At 41.2% G+C, this 24,309-nt stretch carries 19 protein-coding genes; 1 reads left to right on the top strand and 18 read right to left on the bottom strand.

The window, feature by feature from the left end; genetic code table 11:
- The 17 genes from CXF65_RS04625 to sdhC form a co-directional block, all read right to left on the bottom strand.
- Positions 1 to 804, bottom strand: an 804-nt coding sequence (locus CXF65_RS04625; RefSeq protein WP_101211209.1) for a sugar phosphate nucleotidyltransferase, incomplete at its 3' end; no start/stop codon positions are given.
- Positions 805 to 815: 11 nt separating this feature from the next.
- Positions 816 to 1,478, bottom strand: coding sequence for a PIG-L deacetylase family protein (locus CXF65_RS04620; RefSeq protein ID WP_101211208.1), 663 nt, complete (start codon positions 1,476 to 1,478; stop codon positions 816 to 818).
- Between the two features lie 18 nt (positions 1,479 to 1,496).
- Positions 1,497 to 2,660: a UDP-N-acetylglucosamine 2-epimerase gene (gene neuC / locus CXF65_RS04615; protein WP_101211207.1), complete on the bottom strand. Its 1,164-nt coding sequence runs from the start codon at positions 2,658 to 2,660 to the stop codon at positions 1,497 to 1,499.
- Positions 2,660 to 3,448, bottom strand: a complete 789-nt coding sequence (locus CXF65_RS04610) for a GNAT family N-acetyltransferase (RefSeq protein ID WP_101211206.1) — start codon at positions 3,446 to 3,448, stop codon at positions 2,660 to 2,662. Before CXF65_RS04610 ends, neuC begins: the two co-directional genes overlap by 1 nt.
- An 11-nt stretch (positions 3,449 to 3,459) precedes the next feature.
- The gene (gene neuB, locus CXF65_RS04605) at positions 3,460 to 4,488 is read right to left on the bottom strand and encodes an N-acetylneuraminate synthase (protein ID WP_101211205.1); all 1,029 of its coding nucleotides are present in this window, start codon (positions 4,486 to 4,488) and stop codon (positions 3,460 to 3,462) included.
- Complete coding sequence (locus tag CXF65_RS04600) at positions 4,485 to 5,066, bottom strand: NeuD/PglB/VioB family sugar acetyltransferase (protein WP_101211204.1); 582 nt, start codon at positions 5,064 to 5,066, stop codon at positions 4,485 to 4,487. Before CXF65_RS04600 ends, neuB begins: the two co-directional genes overlap by 4 nt.
- Entirely contained in the window at positions 5,056 to 6,213 is a 1,158-nt protein-coding gene (locus CXF65_RS04595; protein ID WP_101211203.1) for a LegC family aminotransferase, read from the bottom strand. Before CXF65_RS04595 ends, CXF65_RS04600 begins: the two co-directional genes overlap by 11 nt.
- Complete coding sequence (locus CXF65_RS04590; protein ID WP_101211202.1) at positions 6,213 to 7,418, bottom strand: UDP-N-acetylglucosamine 4,6-dehydratase; 1,206 nt, start codon at positions 7,416 to 7,418, stop codon at positions 6,213 to 6,215. Before CXF65_RS04590 ends, CXF65_RS04595 begins: the two co-directional genes overlap by 1 nt.
- A gap of 98 nt (positions 7,419 to 7,516) precedes the next feature.
- Positions 7,517 to 8,392 (bottom strand): succinate--CoA ligase subunit alpha, encoded by an 876-nt coding sequence (sucD, locus tag CXF65_RS04585; RefSeq protein ID WP_025652967.1) that lies wholly within the window; start codon positions 8,390 to 8,392, stop codon positions 7,517 to 7,519.
- A 133-nt stretch (positions 8,393 to 8,525) separates the two neighbouring features.
- Entirely contained in the window at positions 8,526 to 9,692 is a 1,167-nt protein-coding gene (gene sucC / locus CXF65_RS04580) for an ADP-forming succinate--CoA ligase subunit beta (RefSeq protein WP_101211201.1), read from the bottom strand.
- 186 nt (positions 9,693 to 9,878) lie between these two features.
- Positions 9,879 to 11,330 (bottom strand): dihydrolipoyl dehydrogenase, encoded by a 1,452-nt coding sequence (gene lpdA / locus CXF65_RS04575; RefSeq protein WP_101211200.1) that lies wholly within the window; start codon positions 11,328 to 11,330, stop codon positions 9,879 to 9,881.
- Positions 11,331 to 11,532: 202 nt separating this feature from the next.
- Positions 11,533 to 12,792 carry a 2-oxoglutarate dehydrogenase complex dihydrolipoyllysine-residue succinyltransferase gene (odhB, locus tag CXF65_RS04570; protein WP_101211199.1) on the bottom strand — a complete coding sequence of 420 codons (1,260 nt, stop codon included), beginning with the start codon at positions 12,790 to 12,792 and terminating at the stop codon, positions 11,533 to 11,535.
- Between the two features lie 156 nt (positions 12,793 to 12,948).
- Complete coding sequence (locus CXF65_RS04565; protein WP_101211198.1) at positions 12,949 to 15,828, bottom strand: 2-oxoglutarate dehydrogenase E1 component; 2,880 nt, start codon at positions 15,826 to 15,828, stop codon at positions 12,949 to 12,951.
- Between the two features lie 937 nt (positions 15,829 to 16,765).
- Positions 16,766 to 17,476, bottom strand: a complete 711-nt coding sequence (locus CXF65_RS04560) for a succinate dehydrogenase iron-sulfur subunit (RefSeq protein ID WP_025652539.1) — start codon at positions 17,474 to 17,476, stop codon at positions 16,766 to 16,768.
- A 189-nt stretch (positions 17,477 to 17,665) separates the two neighbouring features.
- Positions 17,666 to 19,516: a succinate dehydrogenase flavoprotein subunit gene (gene sdhA / locus CXF65_RS04555; RefSeq protein ID WP_101211197.1), complete on the bottom strand. Its 1,851-nt coding sequence runs from the start codon at positions 19,514 to 19,516 to the stop codon at positions 17,666 to 17,668.
- Positions 19,517 to 19,944: 428 nt separating this feature from the next.
- Complete coding sequence (gene sdhD, locus CXF65_RS04550; protein WP_198551962.1) at positions 19,945 to 20,352, bottom strand: succinate dehydrogenase, hydrophobic membrane anchor protein; 408 nt, start codon at positions 20,350 to 20,352, stop codon at positions 19,945 to 19,947.
- Positions 20,352 to 20,738: a succinate dehydrogenase, cytochrome b556 subunit gene (gene sdhC, locus CXF65_RS04545; RefSeq protein WP_084212321.1), complete on the bottom strand. Its 387-nt coding sequence runs from the start codon at positions 20,736 to 20,738 to the stop codon at positions 20,352 to 20,354. Before sdhC ends, sdhD begins: the two co-directional genes overlap by 1 nt.
- 1,045 nt (positions 20,739 to 21,783) lie before the next feature.
- Here sdhC and gltA point away from each other — a divergent pair.
- Positions 21,784 to 23,064, top strand: a complete 1,281-nt coding sequence (gltA, locus tag CXF65_RS04540) for a citrate synthase (protein WP_101211196.1) — start codon at positions 21,784 to 21,786, stop codon at positions 23,062 to 23,064.
- 88 nt (positions 23,065 to 23,152) lie between these two features.
- Here the strand turns inward: gltA and CXF65_RS04535 are convergent, their stop codons facing one another.
- Positions 23,153 to 24,130: a hypothetical protein gene (locus tag CXF65_RS04535; protein ID WP_101211195.1), complete on the bottom strand. Its 978-nt coding sequence runs from the start codon at positions 24,128 to 24,130 to the stop codon at positions 23,153 to 23,155.
- Between the last annotated feature and the right edge of the window lie 179 nt (positions 24,131 to 24,309).

Below are 24,309 nucleotides of genomic sequence, written 5' to 3'. Positions count from 1 at the left end.
TATATTGTTACCTTTCATTTCTATCACACCATACGGCACTTGATACTCGTATTCTCTGACACACATCGTAGCTTCAGCATTTGTAGATAAATGATATTTATATAGATACTCAAAGTTTATATTCGTTAGTAGATCACCATTCATTACAAAAAAAGGTTCTTTAATATCTTTAATCAAACTTAAAGCACCAGCTGTACCCATTCGTTTTAGTTCATTAACATAACTAATATTTACACCAAACTCCTTACCATCACCAAAATATTCTTTAATCATTTCAGAGCGATAATTAACACATAGAATAATGTTTTTGAATCCATGTGATTTAAACTGCTCAATAATGGTTTGAAGTATAGGTTTATCACCTACCTTAAGTAATGGTTTTGGCACTTTATCTGTCAAAGGTCTCAACCTAGTTCCCAATCCACCTACCATTAGAATCACAGGATTACTTTTGGAGAGTGCCGTTGCTAATCTTGTGATGTCTATCACGTCTAATAAAATATTGTTTTTATCTACTACAGGCAGCTGACTGAGTCTATACTCCTTAGCCTTAGCTAAAATATCTTCTCTAGATTCATTTTTTCTTACTGTGATAGGCTTTTCATTCAGTATGTCTATCACTGAATCTTCTAAATTTTTACCACTCAGTAACGCTCGGCGTATATCACCATCTGAAACAAGGCCAATAAGTTGATGATTTTCGTCAGTAACAACAGCAATATGTAAACCACCCTCATCAATGATATTAAGAGCATCTCTTATAGAAGCTTGTAAAGGCAGCTTGATTTTATCAATATTTTCCATTAGACAGTCCTTTATATAATTTCTTTTAGTAGCATGAAGCTTTCAGCGGCATGGCTACCACAAGTTGAACCTCTAAATTCAGCTAATGCTCTAATTGTTTTTTCACTTCGAGGAAAGGGATGCTCACCTACCTCACTTTCGTATATTTTCGTGATTTCTATCTTACGGTCAATATATTCGCTAATGTCATTAAATACATTTGGGATAAAAGACTGCGATGGTAAGCTTAGTGCAAACTCGGTTTCACTTGGGGCTTCCATCATTAATACTCTTTTTACAAAGGGATATCTAAAGCTTTTAGTGCAACTATATGCAGCTTCAAAAATATAGCGATGATCACTGTGGATATCACATCTAAAAGGTAAATAAATAATATTAGGGCGTACTTCATTGACAACTTTTGAGATGCTCCCCACTCTCTCAGAGTCAGTATACTCATCGACCTTGGTAGCTAAAAAGTTTAAATGATGTACTGAATCAAACTGAAACATTTTACTAACCTGCTGTATTTCCTCTTTTCTAATTTTATAAAACTCTGGATTGGATTTTTTGTTTGTTTCCGTGCAAATTAACCAATGTATTTCATCACCATTGGCTTTGTGTTTCAATAAAGTTCCACCACAGGCTATCGTTTCATCATCAGGATGGACAGCTACCACTAATATTTTATTCATATAATTGCCTTTATATTATTACAAAATCTTTGATTTTAATGGATCATCGGGTTTTGCAAGTAGCTCACTAAAATTGATTTTTTTGATAATGTTATAAGCTTTTTGCGCGCTGTCACCATCACCATATGAATTTTTTAAAGTCTTCAACTTATCACTAAAGCTGTCATTTGTAACGGTTTTGATAGCGTTATCAATCTTTTCATATTCACCATCAACAAACATTACATTTTCATCCGCAAATCTACCAACCTGACGTTTACCCACGTTGACAACTGGTATTTGAACCGATGCAGCCTCACAAACTCCAGAAGAAGAGTTTCCAATGAGGAGGCTTGCATTCTTGTATAATGATAAAAACACTTGTCTATCAAGGTTTTTATAAAATACAAAATTGTCATCGGACTCATACTTTTGAATAACTTCAATAATCGAGTGATTACCAGGATCGACATTTGGATATCCAACATAAGCAGGGATACCATTGTTGGATAGAGCTAATAAGATATTTTCAAAATAAGTACTAGCAACGTCCTTTTCTTCAGTAATTGGATGAAAAATGACAATAGCAAAGCCTTTATCAAAAATCGAGAGATCAAGAGATTTTTCTAGCTCTTGGATAGGCAGAGGCGTAAAACTCACAAAACGGTCTAGTGCAATGTTACCAATGACATGAATACGTTTAGGATTTTCACCTAAATCGATTAGCCTTTGTCCATGTATAGGTAAAGATGCAAAGTGAGCAGTAGACAACTTAGAGGTTGCATGCCGAACTGGATTATCAATATAACCGTCTGGAGCATGATCACCAGCAAAGAAGTGAGCTGTCGGGATATTTAAGTATCCACCCATAATGGAGTAGATCAGCACATCTTCTCTGTCACCTGCATATATAATCAAGTCAGGCTGATAGTTATTTATCAAATCTACTGATGATAAGAGTAAATTCCCTGCCGTTTTAACTCTTGAAACTGCTGAATCTGAACTGATTAAAGTCTCAACTCTTAAGAGTACATTAAACCCATCTTTTTCAATTTGCTCAACACTATATCCATAATTTCTAGATAAATGAGCACCACTAACCAATAATTTAAGCTCAATATCATCGTCTTTGTCTAAGAGCTCATACAATGGGCTCATTAAATCATAATCTGAACGAATAGAGGTACAAGCAAGAATTTTCATTAAAAAACATCCGAAAGAATCAACGATGGAGTAATTGGTAGGTTTTTTAAATTTTGATTAAAAAATCTATAGCCAAATACATAGTCAAATAAAATATTATTATCTTCTGGGTCGCATTTGCAGATAATTGATAAGTCGATGTCATCGTTGATAGCAGAGAAGTCTCTTTCATGATGCATAATATCCAAGCTGCCTTCAAACTCTTTAACTACAAGACCACCATCTAATTTATCATATTTACAATTTGGCTTCGACAAGCGCCAATTAACCAACTCTTGATTGTTTAGATCAAACTTCAAAGACTCTCTTTCAGGTTCAGAAAAGTATTGACTAATACCATTCTTAGCAGTCGTTATAACGTGATAACTTTTGTCAATAGACCAATCCAGCTTACGCTCAAAACCTGGAGCAGAGTTCTTATTTGGGAAACCAAACACCAAATCATACTCAAGCTCGTTTGCTACGTCATACACTTGCTCAGCTAGCTTAACAAAAATTCCTTTCTTGTGATGTTCAGGATGAACCATAGTTGTCATAGAAAGAGAACCTTTTATTAATCGACCTTGGTAGGTTAAGTCATAAGGTATAATGGCATAATGACCAACTAATACATCACCGTCAAAACACAATGAGACAATAGGGTTACCACATGGGTTCTCCATAAAAGCCCATTCCCATAGGCTTTCATCCATATCTTTTTCAAACGCAAGTGAGAAAAGATGTATTATTTGATTCTTATAACTCGCTAATTCTAGCTTAGAACTCACTATTTGCGTTGAATAATCCATGAGGTAGCACCTTATTTATTAAGTTCTTCTAAATTTATTTTGTCACCTAGCATGTAGTCTTTGCTCGATATTTTACCAATTACATCATCCCAATAGCGAGCCGATATTTCACCACCAGCTCGCATCGTATTCAAATTAGTATCACTAAAAATATCACCAGCCTTTATGTCTTGCTTAGTTACTATATATTTTCGTGCAAGAACGATATTTTTTGATTCACTAATACTAGGCTTTTTCTCGCCAGTACCTAAAACCAACGGTAGTTGACGTATCTGGGTAACCATTTCTAAAAGCTCGCTAGGTTCTAAACTAGATTTATGATCCGGACCTTCTAAGGTTCGATCTAACGTAAAATGCTTTTCTATAACTTCAGCCCCCATCGCTGATGCTAAAAAAGGAATATGAATACCTTGAGTATGATCTGAATAACCTATTTTTACGTTGAATTTATCTCTCAATGTAATCATTGCTTTAAGATTAACTTCATTAACTGGACAAGGATACTCAGAAGTTGCATGAAGTAATGTCAGTCTCTTCAAGTCAAAACCTGACGATTCAATAATATTAACGGCAAATTCGACTTCTTCTAAAGTAGACATTCCAGTGGATAAAATAATTTCTTTTGCAACTGCTGCAACTTTTCTTAAATATGGAACATTAGTAATTTCACCACTAGCAATTTTCCAAATCTCCATTTTCAATGAGGCTAGAAAGTCAATACTATCTAAATCAAATGGTGTGGACATAAATTTAATACTTTTCTGTATACAGAAGTCATTTAACTCTTCATGATCTTCATCCGACAGCTCTAAACGTTTCAACATTTCATACTGAGATTCTTCAACCCCTGTGTTTGCTGTTTGGTAAGCCGCTTGCTTCACATCTCTTCTTACCAGTCTTTCGGCTTTAAATGTTTGAAATTTTACAGCGTCAGAACCCGAATCTTTTGCAGCTAATACTAGTTTTTTTGCTAATTCTAAAGAGCCGTTATGGTTTACTCCTGCCTCGGCAATGATAAATACAGCTTTATTATCACTCATTTCACGATGCTCCCTGCTTTAATAAATGACATACTTTCTATAATGGCATTTTGTTTAGTAGTCGCTGCTGAACCCACAAACACCTCACTGTGAACTTTACAACCACCATTGATTATTGCGCCAGTCGCTATATGGCAATGCGAGTCAATAAATGCATCATGCTCTATTAATGCTTTAGTATTAATAATACAGTTGTCATGGATAACTGCATTAGCATTTACTATGGCTTGATGGCCTATAAAATTACCTATACCCAGCGTCGCTGATCTCGACACATAAGCTAAAGGAGAAATAATATTTGGCACTTTATACCCTAACTTCATTAGCCTCTCAAACAATGATTTACGCACTACTGCAGTCTGAATCTGCCCTAAAGTGATAAAAGCATATTCTATATCATCAACCATCGCTACTAAATCATCATCTGTACCAATAACAGAATAAGACATTACATTAGTACCTACCTTATCTATATGGTCTATAATTCCTACTATCTCATATTCGGCAGCTTGCTCAATAGCATCAATCACAGAATGACAGTGCCCACCACCACCGATAAGTATAATTTTATTTTTCATAATGAAAATTTCTTACACTGCTAGGGATATTAATGATACGGTCAGCAAACCAACGACTATGCCTAAGGCTATCTGATTCACAATGTTTATACATCGGAAGATCAGTCATAAGATCCCAAACTGGACGACTCATCACATTATTATTATTTAAATAATTCAACATCGAATCTCTATGGTCAACATCTTCACAAATAATAGTATTTAACCAGTAATTCGCTTTGGTATTTACGGGTTCAGTGAAGAACATTAAGTTAGAACCTTCAAGTAATGACTGATATTTTTTTGCAAGCTTTCTTTTTTGTTCAACAAACATACTTAACTTGTCAAGCTGCGCACATCCAAGAGCGGCATTCAAATTTGGCATTCTATAATTGAAGGCAGCTTCATCATGATAAAATTTATATGGATGGGCTACTTTAGCCGTTGTTGTAAGATGCTTGACACGATCGGCATCATCCATTGAATTACAGACCACCATACCACCACCACCTGTTGTGATGATTTTGTTGCCATTGAAGCTAAATGCGCTAACTCGTCCAAACGTACCTGTATGCTTATTTTTGAAATAACTGCCTAAAGACTCAGCAGCATCTTCTACTAAAGATATATGCCATTTAGCACATATCTCTTGGATTTTATCAATCTCTACTGGAAAGCCAAAAGTATGCATAGGCACAACAGCTTTAAACCTCTTTCCTGACTTTTTATGGATACAGTTACCATTTTCATTCAAAGTAGCATGTTCTATTAAATAATTTTCTAGTGCTATTGGGCACATTCCCAAAGTACTAGGTGATACATCAATAAATATACATTCTGCACCAAGCTGATTCACCGCATTAGCTGTGGCTACAAACGTTAAGGCTTGTGTTATTACTAAATCATCACGCTGAACATCGCACTGATACAATGAGATATATAAAGCTGCAGTACCATTAACAACCGCAACCGATTTTGGGATTTCTATAAATTTTGAAAAATCTTCTTCAAATTGAGTAACAAACTTGCCAACGCTTGAAACAAAGGTAGAGCTGATCGTCTCGTCAACAAACTCTTTTTCTAAACTATTGAACCTAGGCTCATGCAATGGTATAAAATCATTCGTTTCATAATAATCTTTTACAAACTCTACAAGTTTCTTATCCATTACATTTTCCCATCCAAATATTTTCCTGTTTCTTTATGTCCAAACTCAGGAAGCATAAAGAAGAACAGCTTTATAATCTCATCTTTACTCCATTTTAACGATGATTGCATTGCATTAATTTCACTGGTGAAATAATCAAGCTTTTCATTTAGAGTAGCATTTATATTATCTGTATTCTTAATAATACCTAAGTTATTAAAAGCATTAAAATCTAAAACTTCTTTATCTGTATAAAATTCTTCAAAATCTTTTTCACCCGTTGTATCACTCAATGTGAATAAACAAGGCCAAGTATTGTTTTCTAACTGCGAGTTATTAGAGAGGTACTCTCTTGCTTCTTCTTCAGAATAACACAAATATGGAGTTAGACTTTTGCTTTGAAGATACTTGATTGCAATATCTTCAAAGGTAATCAGATGTAAATCCTCACTAAGCTTTGGAAAGAAAATGTCGCCTTTTTCACCAAAAATACAGGACATTAAACATAGTTCTCCTGATTCCTGAGGAGTGACAAAATAACGTCTAATATCAGAAGGAGCTACAATCGGTTGATTTTTCTTGATTCTTTGCTCAAAACTATGAAGTAACGAGCCGTCACTAAATGCAACGTTTGCAAACCTTGCCGTTGAAATATCAATCTGTTGTGAATATTTCGACAGAAACATTTCCATGATTCTTTTGCTAGCTCCCATCATATTAACTGGATTAGCAGCTTTATCAGTCGATACACAAAAATATTTTTTAGTACCTTTTCTTATTGACTGTTTGATGGTCTTTTCAGTATTAAATATATTCACATTAATCATACGCATCAGTGTGAAAGGATCTTTCTCACTACGCACATGTTTGAGCGCTGATAAATTTAAGACATAGTCATATTTACCATCAGCTTCTATAAAAGCATCATACTCAGTTGAACTAATATCTAAGGCAAATGTTTGAAAATCTCCGTCAATATAACCATAACTACTACGTAAATCTCTTACTAATTCAACTAAATTATTTTCACTTATATCAACGACGTACAGTTTTTTAGGATTTCTTTTGAATATCTCTTTAGTAACTGCTTGGCCTATGGATCCTGCTCCACCTATAATTAAAAAACTCGATTCATTTATGATAGAAGTTAACTGTTTTTCTTTGTTACCAATATCTTGATCGAAAAGTCTATTTTCTCTTCCAATTAGCTCTAAGACATTTTTCATCTTGATTCTCTGTAATGTAAAAAGACACCCCATTGTAGGGGTGTCTCTGTTTTTTTTCAATATAGTTTTAGTAGTTACATTACAGAATTAATTCTGACTTACCAACCAGTGACTTCTTTTAGCTTATCACCGATTTTAGCTGGATCACGCGTATACGCGATTCCTGCATCTTCAAAGGCTTTGAATTTCTCTTCAGCAGTACCTTGACCACCAGAGATGATCGCGCCAGCATGGCCCATACGCTTGCCTTCTGGAGCAGTCACACCAGCGATATAACCAACCACTGGCTTAGTCACATGATCTTTAATATAAGCAGCAGCTTCTTCTTCAGCAGTACCGCCGATTTCACCGATTAGGATGATAGCTTCAGTCTGTGGATCGTCTTGGAATAGTTTTAGTGCGTCAATCTGGTTCATACCAGGGATAGGATCGCCGCCGATACCGATACAAGTTGATTGACCAAAGCCAAGCTTAGTGGTCTGTGCAACGGCTTCATACGTTAGCGTACCAGAGCGTGAGATGATACCTACTTTACCCGGCAGATGGATATGACCTGGCATGATACCGATTTTGCACTGACCTGGAGTGATAACGCCTGGGCAGTTAGGACCAACCATGCGTACGCCGTCTGCTTCTTCGATGTAGCGCTTGGCTTTTAGCATATCGATCGTTGGTACGCCTTCCGTGATCACGACGATCAGCTTCACGCCTGCATCTACCGCTTCAACGATTGAGTCTAGGACGAATGGCGCTGGTACATAGATAACTGAAGCATCGGCTTGAGTGGCTTCCATGGCTTCCGCCATCGTGTTAAATACTGGTAGGCCTAGATGCGTTTGACCGCCTTTACCTGGTGTTACACCACCAACGACTTTTGTACCGTATTCGATCGCTTGTTCAGAATGGAACGTACCATTTTTACCAGTGAAGCCTTGTACCAATACTTTGGTATCTTTATCAATTAATACACTCATTATGTTTTCCTTATTCGGTTGTCTTGCAATAGCAGTTTGCCGTTTAGGTGTCGTTAAATGCTAACCACGTCTCGTTGACTGAAAACTGCTATCACGCTTTGACTACTATGTTTAAGCACCTAAATTGATAGGTTTATGCTTGAACAGCATCGACAATTTTTTGTGCAGCATCGGCTAGGCCTTGGGCTGATGTTAGCTTCAGACCAGATTCTTCTAAGATCTGTAAGCCCAATTCAGCATTGTTACCTTCTAGGCGTACAACGACCGGTACTTTTACGTCGACTTCTTTAACGGCAGCGATAATCGCTTCTGCAATCATGTCACAACGTACGATACCGCCAAAGATGTTGATTAGAACACCTTCAACACTGCTGTCTTCTAGAATGATTTTGAACGCTTCAACAACGCGATCTTTGGTTGCACCGCCGCCAACGTCCAAGAAGTTAGCAGGCTTGCCGCCATACAGTTTGATGATGTCCATGGTAGCCATTGCAAGACCAGCACCGTTGACCATACAACCGATGTTGCCTTCTAGAGCAACGTAGTTTAGGTCGAATTCAGCGGCTTTTAGCTCACGCTCGTTTTCTTGCGTTTTGTCTTGTAGCGCTGCGATTTTAGGTAGACGATATAATGCGTTTGAGTCGATACCGATTTTGCCATCAACACAGACGATTTCGCCATTTTCGCGAACGGCTAACGGGTTGACTTCAAGTAATGCAAAGTCGTTTTCGACAAAAGCATGATAAGCACCAGTCATAATTTTTACAAACTGGTTGATCTGCTTGCCTTCAAGACCTAGCTTGAATGCAACATCACGCGCTTGGTAAGGCATAAGACCTACTAATGGGTCTACGCTTACTTTAAAGATTTTTTCTGGCGTCTCGTTAGCGACTTCTTCGATATCAACACCACCTTCGGTTGATGCCATGAAGGTTACGCGACGCGTAGAACGATCTACAACGGCACCAAGATACAGTTCAGTCTGTACTGGGTACATATCTTCTGCAACCAATACGAAGTTAACTGGTTGACCATCAGCGTCAGTTTGGAACGTGACTAGATTGGTACCGATAAGCGCTTCAGCCACTTGCTTAGCTTCTTCACGAGTCTTAACCAGCTTAACACCACCCGCTTTACCGCGACCACCAGCATGTACTTGCGCTTTGATAACCGCAATGTCTGTTGGTGTTTTATCAAAAGCAGCTGCAGCTTCTTCGCCGTTATACGCGATGATGCCTTCTTGAATGGGCAGTCCGTAGCTTTTTAATAGCTCTTTTGCTTGATACTCATGTAAATTCATTGATTGTATCCTTTATTTTTTACAATTAATAAAAAGTGAAAACAAGTACACAGCAGCGATTTTCTGCTGCGGCACTTGTAACCCCAACGCTGACACCGCAAATAATAAAAACGGTACTGCGTTCAGGCTATAGCTTGTTACTTAAACTTCTAAAAGCGCTGTAAACACTATTGAACGCTATCAAAATTACTTACGTTTTTTACGCTGAATCGCGTGAATAGCACGGCCATCTGCAGATAGAGCCGCTTCATGTACCGCTTCTGAAATCGTTGGATGGGCAAACGTCATCAACTGTAAATCTTCGATACTAGAGACGAATTCCATCGCAATCATACCCTGATGGACGATATCACCGGCGCCAGCTGAGATAGCGTGCATACCTAATAGACGGTCTGTTTTAGCATCAGCGACGACTTTAATAGAGCCTTGCGCTTCGCTTTGCGCAAGGGCACGACCATTAGCCGCTAGGTTGAATGAACCGGTCTTAACTTCATAACCCGCTTCAGTCGCTTCTTGCTCGGTCAAACCAACCCATGCGATTTCTGGATGGGTATAGATAACATTGATAATCGTGTCGTAATTAACCTGAGCTTTTTCACCGTGAATACGCTCCACCGCCATCATGCCCTCTTCCATTGCTTTATGCGCAAGCATTGGACCACGGACTAAATCACCAATAGCATAAACGCCATCAAGATTGGTTTTGCACTGGTCATCGACATCGATCAAACCGCGTTCAGTCAAGGTCACACCGCTGTCATCACCAAGTAACTTCTCAGAATATGCACGGCGACCAACACAAACGATGAGCTTGTCAAAGCTCTCTTCAGATGACTCGCCTTTATTTTCGCTAGTAACGACGACTTGATCGCCCTTCACTTCAGCATTGGTGACTTTGGTATCAACACGGATATCAAGACCCTGCTTCTTCAGCATTTTGCCTGCTTCTTTTGCGATGTCTTTGTCAGCGGCTGCTAAGAAACTTGGAAGCGCTTCATAAACAACAACTTCGCTACCCAAACGACGCCATACAGAACCGAGCTCAAGACCGATAACGCCAGCACCGATAACACCTAGACGCTTAGGAACTGAGGTAAAATCAAGGGCACCAGTAGAGTCAACGATACGATCACCGTCAGTTTTGGCAACTGGGATATCAATAGGTACTGAACCAGCCGCTAGAATCACGTTTTTAGCGGTAATAGTGCTTTCTGCTTCGTCTTCTAAAGCGACAAACTTAACTTGTTTATCAGCGCCTTTGCCATTAACCAATGTGCCCCAGCCTTGTAGCCAGTCAACGCCGTTACCTTTTAATAACGCTGCCACACCGCCAGTCAATTGCTTAACGATACCTTCTTTGCGAGCAATCATTTGCTCGATATCGATAGCGACGTCGCCAGTGCTAATACCATGTTCTTCAAGATCATGCTGGGTCGCTTCATAACGATGCGAACTATCAAGTAGGGCTTTTGATGGAATACAACCAACGTTTAAGCAAGTACCGCCAAGAGCAGGCTCACCTTTATAAACACGTTTTTCGATACAAGCAACGCTCATACCAAGCTGCCCTGCACGAATCGCTGCTTCGTAACCACCAGGACCGCCGCCGATAACGACTAGATCATAATTATCTTTCATAGTACGTTCCTATTTTTAATGTCTTTCTAATTTTTTTAGAATTTAAGTGATTGATTGTATTTTTGATAAACTGATGAGGACCTCACTCCATAACCAATACGTTATTTGAGTGAAACCCTTTATTTATTTATCGACAAATAATAATCACTTACACCAAAGTTAAAAAGCTTGTATCGGCGGTTGCCAATACAAGCTTAGAAGCTTACAGGTCTAATAGCAGCATGGTTGGGTCTTCGACCAAATCTTTTAAGGTAACTAAGAACTGTACCGCTTCTTTACCATCAATCATACGATGGTCATAAGATAACGCGAGATACATCATTGGTAGGATCTTAACCTCACCATTAACCGCCATCGGGCGATCATTGATCGCATGCATACCCAAGATAGCAGTTTGTGGTGGGTTCAAGATAGGCGTTGACATCAATGAGCCAAAGACACCACCGTTAGAGATGGTGAATGTACCACCAGTCATCTCGTCCAAACCAAGCTTACCTTCTTGTGCTTTACCGCCAAGCTCACGGATTTTGGCTTCGACATCTGCCATGCTCATGCGATCGGTATCACGTAGTACTGGAACCACTAGACCACGATCAGACGATACCGCAACACCGATATCATAGAAACCATGATAAACAATATCATCACCGTCTAGTGACGCGTTCACTGCTGGGTAGCGTTTAAGAGCCTCAGTCGCTGCTTTGACAAACAATGACATAAAACCTAGACGCACACCATGACGTTTTTCGAATTGGTCTTTATATTTGGTACGCATGTCCATCAATGGCTTCATGTTGACTTCGTTAAACGTCGTCAGCATTGCAGTCTCTTGCGTCGCTGATAATAGACGCTCAGCCACACGCTTACGTAGACGCGTCATCGGAACACGTTTTTCAGTACGTTCACCCGTCGATTCAGCGACTGGACGACCACTATCAGACTTGATAGAGCTGTCTGCTTTAAGCGTTGGATTTGCCATGTCAGTTTTGGTCACACGACCGCCGCGACCACTACCTTCAACGTTTTTAGGATCTACGCCGCTTTCTTTTGCCGCTTTACGCACTGCTGGGCTTTGATCTTTATGGTCAGCTTCATCTTTTTTGTCAGTCGCTTGTACTGGCTCACCGCCGTCAGTACTTTGCTTGGCTTGTACTGGCGCAGCTGGCTGATCTGGGTTGACAGCTGGAGCGTCATTTGAGCTAGAACCGGCATCTGCACTACCGCTTGCACCCGCTTCGAACTCTGCAATTAACTCATCAGATAACACAGTGTCGTCAACTTGCTTAACGATTTTAGTCACCACACCATCATCAGGCGCTACGACTTCGAGGACAACTTTATCGGTTTCAATTTCAGCCAATAGGTCATCACGATTAACTTGTTGACCTTCAGTGACATGCCATTCAACGATTGTGCCATCGGCAACCGATTCTGGAAAAACGGGGGCTTTAATATCAGCCATCGATATACTCCTTAGATTTGGATATTCATATTTATTATTAAGTCGTGATGGGCAGTCAATACCGTTTTCAATCGCGTTACTCATATGGTATTGCTAGGTACTGACTGTCATCGCCTGATTCATGTGTCTTTTATAAACTGTTACTGATATAAGCTATTACTTTGACAACTTATCGACACTGATGCCAAGACCACCGGCAATCAATGCTTGTTGCTGCTGAGCATGTAATTTGGGTGAGCCCGTCGCAGGTGCGGCACTAGGAGGGCGTGCTACCGGCTCCATGACTTTTGCCTTGGTTGGATGCGGTACGACAATACGGAACATATGCGGTGCCAAATAATACCAAGCGCCTTGGTTCAACGGCTCTTCTTGCGTCCAAACGATCTCTTGTAGATTGCTATATTTTTCAATCTCAGCAATCAAACGCTCTTCTGGTAACGGATAAAGCTGCTCAATACGTACAATAGCCACATGCTCTAGACCCAATGCACGGCGCTGCTCTAACAAATCATAATAAACCTTGCCGCCACATAGCACCATACGAGTTACTTTATCTGCATTGTGATCATCCATCTCTGAGATAACCGTCTCAAACTTACCAACGGCCAACTCTTCTAGATTTGACGTGGCAAGCTTATGACGTAGCAAGCTCTTCGGTGACATGACGATCAATGGCTTGCGAATTGGACGTATGGCTTGACGACGTAGCGCATGATAAATCTGTGCCGGCGTCGTTGGCGTAATCACTTGCATGTTGTCTTCGGCACATAACTGTAAGAAGCGCTCAAGACGGGCAGATGAATGCTCTGGGCCTTGACCTTCATAGCCATGCGGTAACAGCATGGTTAGACCACAAACACGCTGCCATTTGGTCTCGCCACTTGAGATAAACTGGTCAATCACTACTTGCGCACCGTTGACGAAGTCACCAAACTGCGCTTCCCAAACGATCAATGCGTTTGGTACAGTCGTGGCATAGCCATACTCAAAGGCCAATACTGCTTCTTCTGATAATAGTGAGTTATAAGTGGCAAAACGCGCTTGTTTTTCACTCATATGCGCAAGTGGCACATACATGCTACCGTCATTGACGTTATAAATTTCACTATGACGATGCGAGAAAGTACCACGGCCGACATCTTCGCCAGTAATGCGTACTAATACACCATCATTATCAACCAGTGAGGCATAAGCCAACGTTTCAGCAGCGCCCCAGTTCAGCGGCTCTTCGCCAGTCTGCATCGCTAGACGCTGATCGACCATCTTTTGAACTTGGCGCTGTAACTTGTAGCCTTCAGGCATTTCAGCCATACGGCGACCGTAGCCTTTAAGGGTTTCGATATCGACACTGGTATCCCAGTCATCGACGAGGTCATGACCTAGATAGGGTTTCCAATCGACAAAAAGCGCTTCATCAGGATCACTAACCAAAGAATTCACCACATAATCGCCACGATCTAACGATTCGCGGTAAGAATCTTCGTAACTTTTCGCTTCTTCTTCACTAATAATACCCGCTTCAATTAACTGCTGGGCATAGAGAGTGCGGGTCGTTGGTAGCTGTTTGATGACTGCATACATCAATGGCTGAGTCGCTGACGGCTCGTCTGCTTCATTGTGGCCATTACGACGATAGCAGAACAGATCAATGATAATGTCTTTATCAAACTCATGACGGTAATCTAATGCTAATTGAGCGGCAAATACGACAGACTCAGGGTCATCACCATTCACATGTAGAATGGGCGCATGTACCATTTTCGCCACATCAGTACAGTACTCTGTCGAACGCAAATCTTCTTGACGACTGGTCGTAAAGCCGACTTGGTTATTAATGACAATATGTACCGTACCACCAGTGGTATAAGCGCGAGTTTGTGACATCTGGAAGGTCTCTTGCACCACACCTTGACCGGCAAATGCTGCATCACCGTGGATAACGATTGGCAGTACTGAATTGCCATCTTTACCTTCATGGCGAGCTTGGTCGTTGCGACGCACTTGACGAGCACGGACTGAGCCTTGTAATACGGGTGCCACAATCTCAAGATGCGATGGGTTAAAGGCCAATGCTAAATGCGCTTCGCCACCTGGCGTCATCACGTTAGATGAATAACCATTATGATACTTAACGTCGCCTGAGCCTTTTTCTGGCTGTACTTTGCCATCGAATTCGTCAAACAAATCAGCGGGGTTTTTACCTAAGATATTTACGAGTAAGTTCAGGCGTCCACGATGCGCCATACCAATAACCATCTCTTTGGTACCATAGCCACCAGCACGCTGTATAATTTCGTTAACGGCAGGAATAAAGCTTTCACCGCCTTCTAAACCAAAACGCTTAACACCTGTATACTTACGCGCTAGATATTTTTCTAGGCCTTCGGCTGCCGTCAAACGTTCAAGAATAGACAAACGCTTTTCTTTGTCAAACTCGATATGACCTAAGTTGGTCTCTAGATATTGTTCCATCCAGCGCTTTTCGGTACTGGTGGTGACGTGCATATATTCGACACCGATGTAGCGGCAATAAACACGCTCCATAATTTCGATAATTTCTCGTAACGGTGCTTCGTCCTTACCGATATTCAAATCGTTGGTAGGATAAATGGTGTCTAAATCAGCTTCTGAGAGATTGTGGTACTCAAGGGTCAAATCTTCGACTTCAGCGCGCGGATGTAGATCCAACGGATCTAATTTTGCACGGCGATGACCACGGCGACGATAAGCAGAAATCAGCTGCTGTACGCCCATTTGCTTAGGGTCGGCACAGTCAGCGGCATTGCTAGTCGTTGTGGTTGCGGGGGTAATCTTGTTGGCCGTCTGATTGCGAGCAAGCAATAAAAACTGATCTTTGATGGCGTTATGCTGAGCATCATTTGGCGACTGATACTGGGCAAAATACGCTTGCCAATCGGTATCAACACTCGTAGGGTCAGTTAAGTACTGCTCATAAAGTGCTTCGATATAATTGGCATTATCAGCAGCCAGTTCAGTATGTTCTACGTCTGCAGCTTCTTTAGTTATACTATTCATAATAATCGTCTATTTGATAGATAAATGAATGGAATCGTGCTTATTATTGTGTCGTTCATTGTACGTTCGGTATTTTGACTCTTAAAATTCACCATTAAGTAAGAATGGCGATGGCTAATATTTAGTATATAAAAGCTCTATTCGTATTAAATGTTATTTGTGCTATAGAAAGAAGCCGTTATCACTATTGATAAAACATATATCAAGCAACGACAACGAGTGCTACTACAATACTTATCTCAGATAATAGTCATTCAATCAAATTATTTGTGAACGTCCGGTTTTCTTATCAGACTCGTTTCACAACATTAATTTATATATACTGCTATCAGCTATAACCAATTCATTAATGGTAATATCTTTGGTAAACATCCTATCGTTCAGCTAGCCTATAAACTGGCTATTTTCGCTGAAATGTTTTTGTATGAGAGATATTTACCGTCTTTTTTGACAAACATACATTGCTGTATAGCTTAGCATGCGTACCCCGCATGACATAGTTTGTTTGCTCAATAGTAGGTATTTACATAATGAATATCTATTATAAACCTCCCACTTCGTACATTTCTATTGGTAATTATATAGAGAGTTTGCTCATATAACTCATCTTCTTACATACCACCAACGTATTGTTAATACTGCCTTACTTTTGACCAGTTATTTCCTGCTTTTTTGATGAAAAACTCTACTATCTATAATATTTTTTGGTCTTACAACGGTAAGAAGCAACGTTTTTTCGCGCCTCGTATCGTCCTTTAAAATATATGATGGCTGTCTTCTTAAATAGCAAGTTAGATAGCAATCAGAAAAACCTCGCTTGCATTCGATCACGACACATTCTATCACTAAGCAAATTTGTTCAATAAAAAACACCGCCTAATAATGAGACGGTGTTTCGTGATGATGTGTGCATACAACCATGCAACAATGAACCCGTTTAACCTGCTTGATCAATGAGCATGTTACGTAGATGACCGATTGCCTTGGTAGGGTTTAAGCCCTTTGGACAAACTGAAACACAGTTCATGATACCACGGCAGCGGAATAGGCTGAATGGATCGTCCAAACGTGCCAAACGTGCTTGCGTATCACCATCACGGCTATCAGCAACAAAGCGATAAGCGTGTAATAGTGCTGATGGGCCTAAGAACTTATCAGGATTCCACCAGAATGATGGGCAGCTGGTTGAGCAGCACGCACATAGGATGCATTCATAAAGACCGTTTAGCTTTTCACGTTGTTCAGGTGACTGTAAACGCTCCGTTGGCGGTGCAGGCTGATCATTAATTAAGTACGGGTGTACTTTTTCGTACTGCTCGTAGAATTGGTTCATATCGACAACCAAATCACGCACAACAGGCAAGCCTGGTAACGGACGAATAGTAATTTTTTCGGGTAGCGTGTTCATGTTTAACAAACAGGCTAAACCGTTTTTACCATTAATATTCATACCGTCAGAGCCACAAATGCCTTCACGGCAAGAGCGACGGAAGGTGATGGTTTCATCTTCCTTTTTTAGGCGTAATAACACGTCAAGCAACATACGATCTGAGTCTAGTAGCTCAATCGTATAAGTTTGCATGCGCGGCGCTGCGTCCAAGTCAGGATCGTAGCGATAGATTTCGATGGTGCGAGTACCTCGGCTCATAATGCTAAACTCCACACGTAGGTGATGGCGGGCATACAAAGGTTGCCGCATGTCAGCGCTAGAGGGTCTCTCTTTATTACAGCGCTGGCATGAGCATGTAGCTGGCGGTCACCTTTTTAATAAATTAATAAGGGATAGAACGTTTGCGCGGCTTTTATATAACAGATATAAAAGCCGCGCAGTCTAGACTTAATAGACGCGAACTTTTGGCTCGATATAGTCAACAGTCAGCGGTACTTTACGAACAGGCTTATAAACAATGCGATTGCCTTCAGAGTACCAAAGTGTATGCTTCATCCAGTCATGATCGTTACGACCGTTTGGTGCATAGTCATCATCTTCTGGGCGGTCATAATCTGACACACTGTGGGCACCGCGACTTTCGTGACGGTTAGCCGCTGAGATCATGGTTGCTTTAGCCACTTCGTAAAGGTTTGCGACTTCAAATGCTTCAATACGAGCGGTGTTGAACACTTGTGATTTATCAGCTAAATAGATTTGGTCAATTTTGTCACCCAGAGCTAAGATTTTCTCAACACCTTCGTCCATCATGGCTTGGGTACGGAATACGCTAGCATGCTTTTGCATCACGGCACGAATCTCGTCTGCAACGTCTTGAGCATTATAGCCTTCAGTAGACTGTTGTAACTTGTCTAAACGCTTCACGGTAAAATCAAGAACGCGTGGATCAAGCGGCTTGTAGTTGTGATCGGCATGATGGAATTCATCAACGATATGCTTACCTGCTGCCCGACCGAATACCAATAAATCGAGCAGTGAATTGGTTCCTAAACGGTTGGCACCATGGACACTGACACAAGCACATTCGCCAATAGCATACAACCCTTTGACGACATTGCCTTTGGTATATAGGCCGTCTTCATCCGTCTCCGCGTCTAAATCTGGCGTGATGACTTGACCATGAATCGTCGTCGGAATACCGCCCATCATGTAGTGAATGGTTGGAATAACGGGGATAGGCTCTTTGGTGATATCGACGTTCGCAAAGTTTTTACCAATCTCAAAGACTGATGGCAAACGCTTCATGATGGTTTCAACACCCAAATGCGTCATATCCATAACGATATAGTCTGCATTCGGACCACAACCACGGCCTTCTTTGATTTCTTGATCCATAGAGCGCGAAACCAAATCACGTGGTGCCAAGTCTTTTACGGTTGGCGCATAACGCTCCATAAAGGCTTCACCATCTTTATTACGCAAGATAGCACCTTCACCGCGGCAACCTTCCGTCAATAGAACGCCCGCACCAGCCACACCCGTTGGGTGGAACTGCCAGAATTCCATATCCTGAAGTGGCACGCCAGCACGAACTGCCATACCGATACCGTCACCAGTATTGATATAAGCGTTGGTAGAGGCTTCAAAGATACGACCAGCGCCGCCAGTTGCCAAAACAGTAATTGGTGACTGGAATACCGCAACCGTCCCTGTTTCTTGCTCAAGCGCGACCACACCGTTGATATTACCGGCTTCATCTTTGATTAAATCAAGGGCAATCCACTCAATAAAGAATTGAGTACCTTGCTCTAAGTTTTTTTGATAAAGGGTATGCAATAGTGCGTGACCCGTACGGTCAGCCGCAGCACAAGCACGTTGTACAGCTTTTTCACCATAGTTAGAAGTATGACCACCGAATGGGCGCTGATAAATCGTGCCATCCTCATTACGGTCAAACGGCATGCCCATGTGCTCAAGCTCATACACCACTTTTGGCGCTTCACGGCACATATATTCGATAGCGTCTTGGTCACCCAACCAATCTGACCCTTTAACGGTGTCATAAAAGTGAAAGTGCCAGTTGTCATTGCTCATGTTACCCAAACTTGCACCGATACCACCTTGAGCGGCAACCGTGTGCGAACGGGTCGGGAATACTTTGGTAATGACCGCCACATTCATGCCCGCTTCGGCCAAATGTAGTGACGCACGCATACCTGAGCCACCACCACCAACGATGACGGCATCGTAGTTTAGGGTCTTAATATTACTAATGGTATTATCTTGTCTAGTTGCCATTACGGTTTTCCTAATGCCTGTTAATGCTTGCGAAGTAAATACAAGGGTTACTTATTACGTCACGGTAGTTGGCTGATTGAACGTCTATTCTGTCTAATCAAGCAAACCACTTAAAATTGACGAGGTAAACCACCTCAAACCACTTACTAAAATGTGCATAGTCATCGTCGTGTCTGGCAAAGTTGACTTATATTCACCCTCATATAAGCGACTGTCTCAGCCAAAAACAATTGAAACTCGTGACTATTATATGGCTACTGAAAGACTGCTCTTAAAGACTTTAACCGTCTATAAAACTGACCAAGCAGTCCATCCTTATTTTTAAAGCCTAGCTTATTTTGTAGAATCTAGCTTCGTTTGTAAAACCTGAATTATTGATAGCGTTATTGATAAAACCTACCGATAAATAAAGCTTAAATATTGAGTCTTTAGACAGCAACGACAGCGAAGCCATTACCCCAAAAAATCATAATACCCCAAAATAAGAATACTAAAATGGCAATGATCATAAGTGTCTGCAACACCAGACGTAGAGCTGATGCGCTTGAGCCCAGTTTGCCCGTGGTAATATAGTCAGTAAATACGGTCCACATTCCCACCCAAGCGTGACCTGCTAGCGCAAGAATAGCTATTAGGCTAAATAAGCGCATAGGTAAGCTCATCATAAACTGTGACCATTCAACAAAGGTCACATCGCCATGCGTTAAGAAAAAGCCTAGAAGTACTACACTATAAACGGCTAAGACGACAGCACTAATGCGCTGAACAATCCAATCACGTGAGCCTGATCCGGTGAGACCAGTCGCGCTTTTGACTCCTGAATTATTTTTTATCATTAGAACATCACCCATACAAATGACGCGACAATTAGAATCGCTGCAATCACAAAACTGACCATAGAGGCAGTGCGGCCAGATTTTAGTTCTTCGTTCATGCCCATATCAGCGAATAAGTGCTTGATACCCATCACAAAGTGATAAGCAATCGCGGCCACGAATATCCATGCCAAAAAGCGCACGAGTACGTTGTCAAACACGGTCTCAAAACTCTCAGGCGAGGCCAATGAGTTCTGTAGTAACCACAGCATGACAGGAATCAGTAAAAATAAGATAATACCAGTGATACGATGCAAGATTGAGGCAATTGCGATCGGTGAGCGATTAACGCTAATCACTTGGCTTAAAGGCAGATCAATAGGTCGGTTGCTTTTCACAGCGGGCATCCTTTTTGCGGTTATACTCCTGTATCTGCTAGCAACGCTTGACATTAATGGCGTCAATTAGGCATTGAGCAACACACGAGACGAATAAAGTAAGGAAGAGCTAGCTGACTTCGTTTAGTTTGTGCTAAATATGAAGAAAGGATCGTATGATAAAAGGTTTTGATAAACGGTTTAGCAGGACTCATCAAACTGATAAGCTCTTGACGACAGCCCATCCACTAGCCAACAAGTAAAGATAAACATTCATTAGATCGATTAACTATTCTATTTTTACTGATACTTTTGATACAGAAAAATACGACTGTCGTTTCTATATCACTATGAACCATAAGTGCATTCATTAAAACAGGCTAATTATTTACTAATTACTTAAGAATAGGACAGTTAACAAGATCCATGAGACCATCACCTAGGGTTTTGGTCTAAACAGTCACCATTTGGTCATCGCCAAATACAGATAGAATCAGCTTTAAGCGATACTATATCACGACCACTTATCAATTCGCACAGAGCGAGTGCCAGTTAAGTAACGCTAATTATAAAATGACTGGGCGACAATTACAAATTTATCCCTAAAGTAATGAAATTAGAAGGCTTATTTAACAAACAAGCGGATTTGTGCAATACTAAATCCCCTCCGACATCTCAGCCTAACGAATTTGTTGACCTATTCTGTTCGCCTACTACTCATACGCACTCTGTTTTTAGCATAAATAACCAAAATGCTAATAGCTATATTTTGGCAAATTGACACCAATATTATGTGAATAATGGGATTTGGCTTAATGCCATAAAAAGGCATTTTTTAAGTAAAATAACCAAGCAGACATATTTTGATACAAAAATTACAGTAGATAAATACTATGAAACCACACCAGTTGGTGCCATTGCTGCTAAAAGTTTTTTCAAATCAGAGAGAATTGCTGCTAATATAGCCTGCATATTAAATGGGTTAAAACATTTTGACCGTTTGACTACTAATGGCGCGAGGCTGTGCGTCGGTATATTTTTATTCTAACAAGTTACAACCAATGGAGAGGAATTTATGGCTGACACTACCGCCAAACTAACCGTAGATGGTAAAGAATACGAACTTCCAATTATTAAAGGTACTTTAGGGCGTCCAGTTATCGACGTTGCAGCTTTGCAAGAGTCAGGCTTTTGGTCTTATGACCCTGGTTTTAAAGTAACCGCCCCTGTTGAATCAAAAATCACCTTTATTGACGGTGGCAAAGGCGAATTATTACATCGCGGCTACCCTATCGACCAGTTAGCAAACAACGCAGAATACTTAGAAGTGGCTTATGCGCTGATTCATGGTGACCTACCTAATGCTGAACAAAAAGCGGATTTCTTTGAAAAAATTCGTAAGCATACAGGCGTTCACGATCAATTACGTAAGTTCTTTGAAGGTTTCCGCCGTGACGCGCATCCAATGGCGATTATGGTCGGTGTCGTTGGTGCGTTATCAGCGTTCTATCATGAAAACCTAGACGTCAGCAATGAAGAACATCGTGAAATCACGGCTATCCGTCTGATTGCTAAGATGCCAACGCTTGCGGCCATGAGTTATAAATACTCACAGGGCGAACCGTTCATGTATCCACGTAATGACTTCAATTACGCAGAAAACTTCTTATACATGATGTTTGCCACGCCTGCTGATGTTGATTATAAAACCAATGACGTTATCACTCGCGCCATGGACAAAATCTTTACTTTGCACGCAGATCATGAGCAAAACGCCTCAACGTCTACTGTACGTCTAGCGGGTTCTACTGGTGCAAACCCTTACGCTTGTATCGCTGCTGGTATCGCGGCTCTTTGGGGCCCATCACATGGCGGCGCGAACGAAGCTGTTCTTGAGATGCTTGATGAAATCGGTTCGGTAGAAAACGTGCCTGAATTCATGGAAAAAGTGAAGAGCCGTGAAGTGAAGCTTATGGGCTTTGGTCATCGCGTCTACAAAAACTTTGACCCACGCGCACAAGTCATGAAAGAGACTTGTGATGAAGTATTAGCCGCGCTTGGTATCAACGACCCTAAGCTTGAGCTTGCTATGGCACTTGAGAAAATCGCTTTAGAAGACCCGTTCTTCATCGAGCGTAACTTGTATCCAAACGTTGATTTTTACTCTGGCATCATTCTAAAAGCCATTGGTATCCCAACGTCAATGTTTACGGTTATCTTCTCTCTAGCCCGTACCTCTGGTTGGATCAGCCATTGGTTAGAGATGCACAGTGCACCGTTCAAAATCGGTCGCCCGCGTCAGTTATATACTGGTGAGACAAAACGCGATTTTGTTAAAGTTGAAGATCGCAAATAGTAAGCCCTTATCAGCAACATAAAAAATCCCGCTCTCGTAGCGGGATTTTTTATGGTCTAAATTTAATAACGTGATGACAAATCACACTTTACTGAAACTCTTTTAACGTCTGCTCATATTTAGCAATTTGCTCATCGTAGTCTTTAATGGTTTCATTGAACTTAGTCATCAGTGTTTCAAACTCTTGCTGCTGATTGATTTTCATCTGCTGCATATCTAACACTTGCTGAGCTTCTATCTGCTCCCAGACTTGATGTTGAATTATCAAACGCGCCAGCGCTGGGCTTTTTGCACTGACTCTGCCAGCGATTTCTGCATGCTCGAACAGTTGCGGGGTCAAGGTTGCTATATTAATTAAGGTATTGATATCTTCAGCACTAAGTGGTGTCGTTACCGGTTGATATAGTGCTTCCATCGCTTGCTGATAGCTTTCTATTATCTGTGCTTCCGACAACATCACCGGCTTACGTGGCTCAAGACTGATACGCTTAAGCACGGTCAAATCGCGCTCACCAACCTCAGTACTGGTGTTAATGTCAGCATCCGTAACATCGCCTTCGGTAGCGGCTGGTACTGATGCTTGCTCAGACACATTACTGTCGCTTGCCTCTGTAGCTGGCAAGCCGCTATCATCGGGTGTATTACTAGCAGTCACTTGATTGCCAAGATTGCCATCATCATTAGCCGTAGTGTCAGGCGCTCCTTCAAGCAATAAAGCATCGCCACCTGACGCATCAGCAGCTTGTAATGACTCATACTCTGCTTGCAAGCGCTGCTGCAACCCTTGCGCTTGAGCGACGTACAAGGGCTGGAACTGCTCTATGCGGGCAGCAGCTGAATCACTTTGCGGCATAGGCTCGCTGTCTTCTACGCTTGTTTTTTCAGTGGTTTGGTCATAATCTATCACAGGCTCTTCTGCTGGCTTTTGCTGACAGCCCGTCAAGAATAGCAGCCCTGTCATTGTCGCCGCCAGCAACATTGACGATGGGCGCAGACAAAGGCGACCTTGGTTGATACTATCGTTGTGCGAATCGATATCAGACTCAGCTGACAAAAATTTAAACATCAGAGTACATATCCTTTGTTAAAAGCTAACGTTAGAAGCTAACCTATTAAAAGCTCAGATTGTCGCGACATTTCATGGCTTCAGTGCATTGTTTCAGTGTATGGCTTCAGTATAGTGCTAATGCGTTCGGTTTTTGCGCAGCCATACTGGTGTTTGTAGTATTTAGCCTGCTTTATCAT

Origin of the sequence: Psychrobacter sp. Sarcosine-3u-12 (assembly GCF_002836005.1) — a bacterium.
Lineage (GTDB): Bacteria > Pseudomonadota > Gammaproteobacteria > Pseudomonadales > Moraxellaceae > Psychrobacter > Psychrobacter okhotskensis.
Note: the sequence above shows the minus strand (reverse complement) of the source record. Positions and strands in the feature narration are given on the sequence as shown.

Bases quoted from the DNA above. Each gene is read 5' to 3' on its own strand.
- CXF65_RS04620 (WP_101211208.1), bottom strand. From the start codon at position 1,478: ATGAATAAAATATTAGTGGTAGCTGTCCATCCTGATGATGAAACGATA.
- gltA (WP_101211196.1), top strand. From the start codon at position 21,784: ATGGCTGACACTACCGCCAAACTAACCGTAGATGGTAAAGAATACGAA.
- sdhA (WP_101211197.1), bottom strand. From the start codon at position 19,516: ATGGCAACTAGACAAGATAATACCATTAGTAATATTAAGACCCTAAAC.
- sdhC (WP_084212321.1), bottom strand. From the start codon at position 20,738: ATGCCCGCTGTGAAAAGCAACCGACCTATTGATCTGCCTTTAAGCCAA.
- sucC (WP_101211201.1), bottom strand. From the start codon at position 9,692: ATGAATTTACATGAGTATCAAGCAAAAGAGCTATTAAAAAGCTACGGA.
- lpdA (WP_101211200.1), bottom strand. From the start codon at position 11,330: ATGAAAGATAATTATGATCTAGTCGTTATCGGCGGCGGTCCTGGTGGT.
- neuB (WP_101211205.1), bottom strand. From the start codon at position 4,488: ATGAGTGATAATAAAGCTGTATTTATCATTGCCGAGGCAGGAGTAAAC.
- CXF65_RS04590 (WP_101211202.1), bottom strand. From the start codon at position 7,418: ATGAAAAATGTCTTAGAGCTAATTGGAAGAGAAAATAGACTTTTCGAT.
- CXF65_RS04600 (WP_101211204.1), bottom strand. From the start codon at position 5,066: ATGAAAAATAAAATTATACTTATCGGTGGTGGTGGGCACTGTCATTCT.
- CXF65_RS04535 (WP_101211195.1), bottom strand. From the start codon at position 24,130: ATGTTTAAATTTTTGTCAGCTGAGTCTGATATCGATTCGCACAACGAT.
- odhB (WP_101211199.1), bottom strand. From the start codon at position 12,792: ATGGCTGATATTAAAGCCCCCGTTTTTCCAGAATCGGTTGCCGATGGC.
- CXF65_RS04610 (WP_101211206.1), bottom strand. From the start codon at position 3,448: ATGGATTATTCAACGCAAATAGTGAGTTCTAAGCTAGAATTAGCGAGT.
- sdhD (WP_198551962.1), bottom strand. From the start codon at position 20,352: ATGATAAAAAATAATTCAGGAGTCAAAAGCGCGACTGGTCTCACCGGA.
- CXF65_RS04560 (WP_025652539.1), bottom strand. From the start codon at position 17,476: ATGAGCCGAGGTACTCGCACCATCGAAATCTATCGCTACGATCCTGAC.
- CXF65_RS04595 (WP_101211203.1), bottom strand. From the start codon at position 6,213: ATGGATAAGAAACTTGTAGAGTTTGTAAAAGATTATTATGAAACGAAT.
- neuC (WP_101211207.1), bottom strand. From the start codon at position 2,660: ATGAAAATTCTTGCTTGTACCTCTATTCGTTCAGATTATGATTTAATG.
- CXF65_RS04565 (WP_101211198.1), bottom strand. From the start codon at position 15,828: ATGAATAGTATAACTAAAGAAGCTGCAGACGTAGAACATACTGAACTG.
- sucD (WP_025652967.1), bottom strand. From the start codon at position 8,392: ATGAGTGTATTAATTGATAAAGATACCAAAGTATTGGTACAAGGCTTC.